This is a genomic window from Okibacterium endophyticum, assembly GCF_054780075.1.
In genome coordinates this window covers 1-5,279 of sequence record NZ_BAAGXA010000003.1, presented here as the reverse complement: position 1 = coordinate 5,279, position 5,279 = coordinate 1, and the positions used below count along the sequence as shown (strand labels likewise).

Genomic DNA, 5,279 nt, shown 5'->3' with positions numbered 1-5,279 from the left:
TCGGGTCCGCGGCGGACCAGTACGTCATGCCGCCGTAGAACACGACCGTGAACCCGCCGTCCCACACGATCTACGCCGTTCCCGCGTCCGGGTCGACAGTGCCAGCGCCGTCCGTGATGCGCACGGTGTTGCCGCTGGTCAGAGCCGGGTTCCCGGTGGTGACGGGAACACCGTCGACGGTCTTGCACTTGTCGGCCCAGGTCGGCGTCGCCTCACGGCCGTCCTCCGCGATCTTCACGATCGACGTGTTGCCCTCGGAGGTCGTGTAGAAACCGTCGGCTTCGGTCCACAGGCGCGCGCTCCCGGTATCGCCCGCGACACCGGCCGAGAGAAAGTTGCAGCCGCCGAAGAAGGCGCCGCCCCCGGACTCGTCGTTCAGGCTCCACTCGAAGACCGCGTCGCTCACCGCCCCCTCCGCCGCAAAAACCGGAGCGACGGCCGTGATCGGGGTCAGCATAAGAGCCGCGATCAGGCCGGTCCCGATCGTCTTCGCGATCGAGTGCGCGCGCCAGGTCCGTGTCATCGCCCGCCCCCTTGCTCGTGGTCGCCCGAAGCCGGGGGAGTGCCTCCCGCCGCCGCATCGGCCGAGGGCACACCCGCCGTGTGCACTCGTGCGCGTCGCCGGGCCGAGAGCACCGCCCAGACGAGAAAGATGACGGCGGCGAGCACGAGCACACCAACGCCGGCGACCGTCCAGAGCAGCACGGGCACCAGAGCCGTCAAGGAATCATCGTCGTCTCCGGCGGCCTCGATGTATTCGGTGTGATACGAGGTCGTGGTGGGCGCCGGTGTGGGAACGGCCTCGGTCACCACCGCCTCGTCTGCAGGCGGGACCGCCTGTGCGGCGGTGGCGTCGCCGTAGAGGTCGGTGAAGCTGATCGGCGTGAACGTCTCGTTGTTCGCGTTCTTCACTCCGTGAGCGCCGATCGTGATGATGCCGCACTGCACACTCCGGCAGTCCACCTCGCTGCTGTTGCCGTCGCGGTCGAGGGCGGTGAAGGCGGCTCCAGGCACGCTGATCACACTCGACCAGGTGCCGTCGGCGGCGAGCTCGCCGCCGTTCGCCGCATACGCGGTCGATGAGCCCGGAAAGGTCACGAAGAGCGCGTAGCCCACAGGGTTCGTCTCGTCGTCTGGCACGTACCTGTAGTTCGCTCCGGTTGTGCCGCCGTTGCTTGGCTTCCAGCTCTCCCCCGGCTCGACCCAGCCGAAGAACACGTACAGGCCGCCGAACCCGTTCACCACAGACTGGAATCCGGAACCGCTCACACGCAGCTGGGTGAGATACGTCGGGTCCGCGACGCCCACGAGGTCTTCTCGGCCTTCGACGTGCACCGAGACCGACGCGGCAGCATATGCGGGCGCTGCCGGAAGCGCGACGGCGGTGATCGACGCGAGGGCGATCGCGAGCGAGGCCGCGGCGGTTCGGCGGATGCGAGCGGTGCGAGAGATCACAACTATGCCTTTCTCTGGATGCCGGGCTCGAGGGCATCCCTGACCGGGACGATCAGGGGAGCTCCGGAACGGGGGTGGGTGAAGATCTCGACGGGCTGTTCGTAGACCTCTGTGATGCGCGCGGCGGTGAGCACCTCGCCGGGCCGGCCGGCAGAGACGATACGCCCTCGGTGCACGAGCACGATCGTGTCGGCATAGGCGGCGGCGAGATTCAGGTCGTGCAAAACGACCACAACCGCGTCGCCCTGCCGTGCCCGGTCGTGTGCGAGCCGCAGCACATCCTCCTGATGCCGCAGGTCGAGCGCCGCCGTCGGCTCGTCGAGCAGAAGGATGCCGGTGCGCTGGGCGAGCACACGGGCGAACGAGGATCTGGCGCGTTCGCCGCCGGAGAGCGAGGGAACCTGCCGGCCGCCGAAGCGCTCCATGTCTGTGACGGACATGGCATCCGTCACCGCCTCGTCGTCCTCGTCTTCGAGAGGGGTGCGCCGCCAGGGTGCTCTGCCCATCTCGACGACCTCTCTGACCGTGAACGGAAAGAACACGCCGTTCTCCTGCGGAAGGACCGAGCGTCTGCGCGCGAGGTCCTTGAGCGACCACTCGGCGAGCTCGCGCCCCGCGATGAGAACGCTGCCCGAGCTGAGAGCCTGATCCCCGGTGATCGCCGAGAGCAGTGTGGACTTGCCCGCTCCGTTCGGCCCGATGAGGGCGACCAGCTCTCCGGCCGAGACCCGGAGACAGGCCCGGTCGAGGATCGTCTTCCCGTCGATCGCGACGCTGAGCCCGCTCGCCTCGATCGCGGGTGAGCCCCGGTCGAGGCGCACCGGCAGGATGCTCTGCGTGGCCGTGAAGGTCATCCCCAGCCGCCCGCCCGCCGCCGCGCGCGTCGGAGCAGCCAGAAGAAGAACGGTCCGCCGATGAGCGAGGTGAGCATTCCGATCGGCAGGTCGGCCATCGGAACCGCTGTTCTGGCGATGAGGTCGGCCGAGAGCAGCAGCACGGCTCCGCCGAGCACGCTCGCGATCAGAAGGGGAAGGTGGGCCGGGCCGATGATCATCCTCATCAGGTGGGGGATGACGAGGCCGACGAAGCCGATGACGCCGGCGAAGGCGACGGCTGCCGCCACCAGCAGGGCGGTGACGACGATGACGCCGATGCGAAGCAGCTCGACGTTGACCCCGAGATGACGTGCGCTCTTCTCGCCGAGCGAGAGGAGGTCGAGTTTTCTGGTGACGGTGAACGCCACGATGAGGCCGGCGACGATGAGCGGGGTGATGATCCAGAACTGCGGCCACCGGGATCCGTTGAGGCTCCCGAGCTGCCAGAAGACGATCTGCTCCCTCGCCTGCTGATCGCCGAGGAAGGTCATCAGGGCGAGGCCCGCTCCGGTGAAGGCGTTGACGGCGATGCCGGTGAGCACGAGTGTGACGACCTCGGTCTTGCCGCTCGCTCGGCTCGTGAAGTACACCACAAGAGTCGCGGCGAGGCCGGTCACGAAGGCGAGGGCGGCGATCGTCCACTCTCCGAAGAACGACCACCCGAAGACGATCGTCGCGGCGGCGCCGAGGGCGGCGCCGGAGGAGACTCCCACAACGCCGGGCTCGGCGAGCGGATTCCCGAAGATGGCCTGCATCAGCAGGCCCGCCGCGGCGAGTGCACCGCCGATGACTATCGACATGGCGACGCGGGGGAAGCGGATGGTCCAGAGCGCGCTGTTCCCGTTGGGATGCGACGGCAGCGGCCACAGGTCGATGCCAACGGCGTGCATAATCGACCCGAGCACCTCCGACGGGCCGATGTAGAGCTGGCCTGTGCCGGCCGAGACGAGGATCATCACGAACAGGGCGGCGGCGAGGCCGATGAAGAGGACGGTGCGGCGCGTGGCCGTCACTCGTTGTGGGAGCGGTGTTCCGGAGTCCTCTGGGTCCGGCGGCATGGTCCCGTGAGGCGGTGCGGCCTGCGGCTTGCTGCGTCGCGAGACCTCCGCGGTCATTCGGCGAACCCGCTCTGCTCCGGCGCGTACACGGCGCGGGCGAGGGCGTCAAGCACCGCGGGGCTCCGCGGGCCGAAGCTCATGATCTGGTAGTCGCTCATGTCGACGATGCGGCGGTTCTGACCGGCTGGCGTCTCGGCGACCGCCGGGACGGTCTCGAGAAGACCGTCGACGCCGTTCACGGATTCCAGGCCCTTGGTCATCATGAGGATGAGATCGGGCGCCGCCTCGACAAGTGCCTCCGCGGTCATCGGCCGCATGCCCTGCCAGCCGATCTCGGTGGCGACGTCGATCCCGCCGAGACTCGTGATGAGTGAGTCGGCTCCGGAGCCGGTGCCGAAGATGTAATAGACGCCGGCGTTCCCTCTGACGTAGAGGAACAGCATCCTGAGCTTCTCGTTGTCGTCGTCCGGGGCGATCTGGGCGATCTGGGCGACCGTCTCGTCGATCTCGCCTGACAGCCTCTTCTTCAGCAGCTCTCCCTCGTGCGGCACTCCGAGCGCGGCGGCGACCGAGTCGACGATCTCGTTGGTGTTCTCCAGATTGCGCTCGGGCGTGACGACGACCACCGGAATGCCGGCGTCGCGCATCTGCAGCACAACATCCCACGGGCCGATCGAGGAGTCGGTGACGATGACCGTCGGATCGAGGCCGAGGATGGCCTCGCCGTTGAGCTCGTGACCGTTCTGCGTGACGAGCGGCAGGTCGGCGGCCTCGGCGAAGCCGGTGGAGGTGTCCCTCCCCACGACGTTATCGCCCAGCCCCAGTGCGAAGACCGTCGCCGCGAGCGAGCCGTACATGTCGAGGGCGAGGATGCGGCTTGTGTCGGTGACCGTCACCTCGGTGCCCTGGTTGTCGACGACGGTGGCCGGCAGGCTCTGCTCGACCTCGTCTGAGACGGGTTCGACGCTGTCGGAGGCGAGGCAGGCGGTGGACTCACCCGTCCAGTCGAGCGGATGCTCCAGGGTCGCCAGCTCGGTCAGCGGCACGGTTCCGGCGATGCACCCGCTCGCGTCCGTCGTCCCGTTCGATGACGGCGAGCATCCCGTCAGCGTCACGGCGCTCACGACGGCCGCCGTGAGCAGTGTGGTGCCCGCACGGCGGAGTCGGGAGGTTCGTGGGCATATGGCAGAACGTCGTGGCACGAAGAAACACCTGTGTCCTGTAGAGGGCTGGTCATCGGAAAAGAACCGCTTAGTAAGGTAAACCATACCTTATGTTGGCAAGGCTAGCCTTAATTAGGTTAGGCTCACCATGCTGCAGCTCGACGTCGTCGGCTGCGTTCCGCCTTTCCTCTACTTCTATGGAGATGTCTTGAGAAATCGAACACGAATGCGCCCTGCGCGGGTGCTCGCCGTTATGGCGGCGAGCGCGCTGACGCTCGGCGGTCTTGCCACTGCGGCTCCGGTTTTTGCGGCGGAGGGGGCGGTGAGCGACGCGGTCTTCGAGTGGAGCCTGAACGACGAGTCCGGGGGCGGCGCCTTCTTCGGCGGCTGCAACTTTCTCTCGGCCGGTGTCGCGGGCGATACCGGGAGCGCGCGCCTGTGGACCGAAGCCGACGGTTTCTACACGACCTCCGAGGGCAACACGTCGATCGTGAAGATCGCGGAGGACGGCCGTGAGGCGACGCCGACCTGGGCAGACAAGTGCAAGACCGTCGACGGTGTTCCCGTCACCACCGGGAACCCGGCTCTGACCAGCGGCAACACCGTGCGCATCACGGACGGCGCTGGCACTGTCGACCCGGACGCGGGAACGGCGTCGATCGTGTGGGACGGCGGGTTCACGGTCGTGTTCTACGGCGGCATGACGTACTGGTCCGCCGCGGACCCGA

At 67.8% G+C, this 5,279-nt stretch carries 5 protein-coding genes and 1 pseudogene; 1 reads left to right on the top strand and 5 read right to left on the bottom strand.

Annotation, left to right across the window (positions count from 1 at the left end):
- Window positions 1–70 precede the first annotated feature (70 nt).
- The 5 genes from ACYVF5_RS02435 to ACYVF5_RS02415 are packed head-to-tail and all read right to left on the bottom strand — an operon-like array spanning window position 71 to window position 4,512.
- Window positions 71–523, bottom strand: coding sequence for a hypothetical protein (locus ACYVF5_RS02435; RefSeq protein ID WP_460942963.1), 453 nt, complete (start codon window positions 521–523; stop codon window positions 71–73).
- The gene (locus tag ACYVF5_RS02430; RefSeq protein WP_460942961.1) at window positions 520–1,455 is read right to left on the bottom strand and encodes a hypothetical protein; all 936 of its coding nucleotides are present in this window, start codon (window positions 1,453–1,455) and stop codon (window positions 520–522) included. Before ACYVF5_RS02430 ends, ACYVF5_RS02435 begins: the two co-directional genes overlap by 4 nt.
- 2 nt (window positions 1,456–1,457) lie before the next feature.
- Window positions 1,458–2,309, bottom strand: coding sequence for a heme ABC transporter ATP-binding protein (locus ACYVF5_RS02425; RefSeq protein WP_460942959.1), 852 nt, complete (start codon window positions 2,307–2,309; stop codon window positions 1,458–1,460).
- A complete protein-coding gene (locus ACYVF5_RS02420; protein ID WP_460942965.1) occupies window positions 2,306–3,388 on the bottom strand; it encodes a FecCD family ABC transporter permease in 1,083 nt (360 codons plus the stop codon). The genes ACYVF5_RS02425 and ACYVF5_RS02420 overlap by 4 nt, the downstream gene beginning before the upstream one ends.
- A 53-nt stretch (window positions 3,389–3,441) precedes the next feature.
- Window positions 3,442–4,512 (bottom strand): heme/hemin ABC transporter substrate-binding protein, encoded by a 1,071-nt coding sequence (locus ACYVF5_RS02415; RefSeq protein WP_460942957.1) that lies wholly within the window; start codon window positions 4,510–4,512, stop codon window positions 3,442–3,444.
- 247 nt (window positions 4,513–4,759) lie between these two features.
- Between ACYVF5_RS02415 and ACYVF5_RS02410 the strand changes: the two are divergent.
- Window positions 4,760–5,279, top strand: a pseudogene (locus ACYVF5_RS02410) (cell surface protein); the annotation flags it as partial.